Source organism: Lysobacter sp. N42, from assembly GCF_004344885.1.
Window position 1 is genome coordinate 1 of sequence record NZ_SKFB01000098.1, and the last position, 2,714, is coordinate 2,714.

Below are 2,714 nucleotides of genomic sequence, written 5' to 3' on the forward strand. Positions count from 1 at the left end.
CCGGTGCGGCCGCACCGGCGCGTGGCGTCGCAGGCGCCGCGGCAGCTGCGGCGCGCGGTGGCGTCCCCACCGCGGGCACGGCCGTCGGCAGCGGCTTGCCCTCCTCGTCCATCCCCGGCAGCGGCCATTCCAGCGAGGCCCCGCCCTGCGGCGAGCGCATCGCCCCTTCCTCGGGCTCGGGCATCCGGCCCAGCAGCCAGGCGTCGAAGACCTTGCGGGCGATGGGCGCGGCCGTGCTGCCGCCGTAGCCGCCGTGCTCCACGGACACCGCGATCGCGATGCGCGGGTCGTCGGCCGGCGCATAGCCCACGAACAGCGCCTGGTGGCGCAGGTGGTAGGGCAGCGAACGCGGATCCATCGAGCGGCTGCCCTTGCGGCTGACCTTCTGCGCCGTGCCCGTCTTGCCCGCCATGATGTAGGGCGCGCCGCGCGCCATCATGGTCGCCGTGCCGCCGCCGTGGATGGTGGCGATCATGCCCTCCTGCACCGCGCGCAGGTGCTGCGCGTTGTCGGTGATGCGCGGGCCGCGCGCATGCGGCATCGGCATCCAGCGCGCGTTGTAGCCGTCGCGCCGCGCGGCGACCAGGCGCAGCGGATGCAGCTCGCCGCCGTTGGCGATCGCCGCGGTGCCGCGCGCGAGCTGCAGCACGGTGGCGATCCAGTAGCCCTGCCCGATGCCGGCGATCACCGTCTCGCCGGCGTACCACGGCTCCTTGCTGCGCTCGGCCTTCCACTGCGGCGAGGGCACGACGCCGGCGTTCTCGCCCAGCAGGTCGATGCCGGTCTTCGCGCCGAAACCGTAGCGCCGCATGTACTCGGCGAAGCGGTCGATGCCCATCTCGTAGGCGAGCTTGTAGTAGTAGTAGTTGACCGACTCGGAGATCGACTTGCGCAGATCGGTCCAACCCGCGCCGCCATGCGCGTCGCGGTAGCCGCGGCGCTGGCCCGGGATGTGGAATTCGCCGGTGGAGAACACCGCCGACTCCGGCGTGCGCAGGCCGCTGTCCACGCCCGCCAGCGCCACCAGCGGCTTGATGGTCGAGCCCGGCGGCCCGCCGCCGAGCACCGGGCGGTTGAACAGCGGGCGCGAGGGATTCTTCGTCAGCGCCTTGTAGTGCTTGGACGAGATGCCGTTGACGAACAGGTTCGCGTCGAAGCTCGGCAGGCTCACCATCGCCAGCACCTCGCCGGTGCGCGGGTCGATCGCGATGCCCGCGCCGTCCCTGTCGCCGAAGGCCGTCACCATGGCCTGCTGCAGGTCGATGTCGATGGAAAGCCGCAGGTCCGTGCCGGGCCGGGCAGGCACGCGGCCCACGATGCCGAGCGCACGGCCGTCGACGTTCGTCTCCACCTTCTCGTAGCCGACGTCGCCGCGCAGCAGTTCCTCGTACGCGCGTTCCAGCCCGGTCTTGCCGACGTGGGTGAGCGCTTCGAAGCCCTCGCCCATCTTCTTCCTGTCGGCCTCGTCGATGCGGCCGACGTAGCCGACCACGTGCGCGGTCAGCTCGCCGTAGGGGTAGCGGCGGTTGAGGTAGGAGACCAGCTCGATGCCCGGAAACCGCCAGCGGTCGACCGCGAAGCGCGCGGCCTCCTCCTCGGTCACGCGCAGCTTCAGGGTGACCGGCTTGAAGCCGCGCGAAGCCCGGCGCGCGTCGTGGAAGCGTTCGACGTCCTCGGGCTCGAGCTGCACGATGCGCGAGAGCTCGGGCAGCCACTTCTCCGGATCGCCCGCCTCGCTCGGCGTCACGTCGAGCCGGTAGGCGGGGACGTTGTCGGCCAGCACGCGCCCCTTGCGATCGAGGATGAGCCCGCGCCCCGGCACCACCGGCTTGAGCTTGATGCGGTTCTCTTCCGAGCGCGTGGCGAACTCGTCGTGCTGGATCACCTGCAGGCGGAAGTACCACAGCGCCAGCACCGCGAGCATCGCCAGCACGCCGACGAAGGCGATGCCGGCGCGCGCGCGGAACTGCGCGGCCTCCGCATGGGGATTCTTCAGCACTCGCGAGCGGCGCGGTTCCATGTCCAGCTCCGCGTCAGCGCCGCCACCGCCCGATGCGCAGCGCATCGAGCAGCACGTAGACCACCGGCCACAGCAGCATGCCGACCACCGGGGCGATCCAGAAGCTCGCCGGCAGGGTCGGCTCGCCCAGCGCCAGGCGCAGGCCGGCGCTGACGATGCGGTCGTTGAGCAGCAGCGCCCCCAGCGTGAGCGCCTGCTGGTAGATCGGGAAAAAGCGCAGGCGCGCGCGGAAGCGCTGCACGATGAAGGCCAGGATCACCAGCCGCAGGGCCTGCTCGCCCAGCAGGCTGCCGTAGGCGAGGTCGGCCACCAGCCCGAGCAGGAAGGCGAAACCCAGGCCGACGCGGTCGGGGTCCTCGATCAGCCAGTACGCCAGCACCAGCGCGAGCCAGTACGGGCGCACCGGCTGCAGCAGCTCCGGCAAGGGCAGCAGGCCGAGCAGCAGCGCGCCCAGCAGGCTGGCGTAGAGCACCCAGCGCGGATACGCACGCATCAGCGGGTGCCTCCGGCCGGTGGAGCGGGCGCGGGCGCCGGGGCCCTGCGCGCCTGCGGGGTCGTGTCGGCGGCGCCCGGGCCCGTCGGCCCGCCGCCGGCCGCGGGGGCGGCCGCGCTACCCCGCGTGGCCGGCGCGCTGCCACCGCGCACAGCCGGGCCTGCCGGCCCGGTCGGCGCATCCGCCCGCGTCGCCCCGGCG

At 73.1% G+C, this 2,714-nt stretch carries 2 protein-coding genes; both read right to left on the reverse strand.

Going from position 1 to position 2,714, the window contains the following annotated elements:
• On the reverse strand, positions 1-2,020 hold a 2,020-nt coding region (gene mrdA / locus EYQ95_RS26035; protein WP_132332105.1), incomplete at its 3' end, for a penicillin-binding protein 2.
• A gap of 13 nt (positions 2,021-2,033) precedes the next feature.
• Positions 2,034-2,513, reverse strand: coding sequence for a rod shape-determining protein MreD (gene mreD, locus EYQ95_RS26040; protein ID WP_132332107.1), 480 nt, complete (start codon positions 2,511-2,513; stop codon positions 2,034-2,036).
• Positions 2,514-2,714 lie beyond the last annotated feature (201 nt).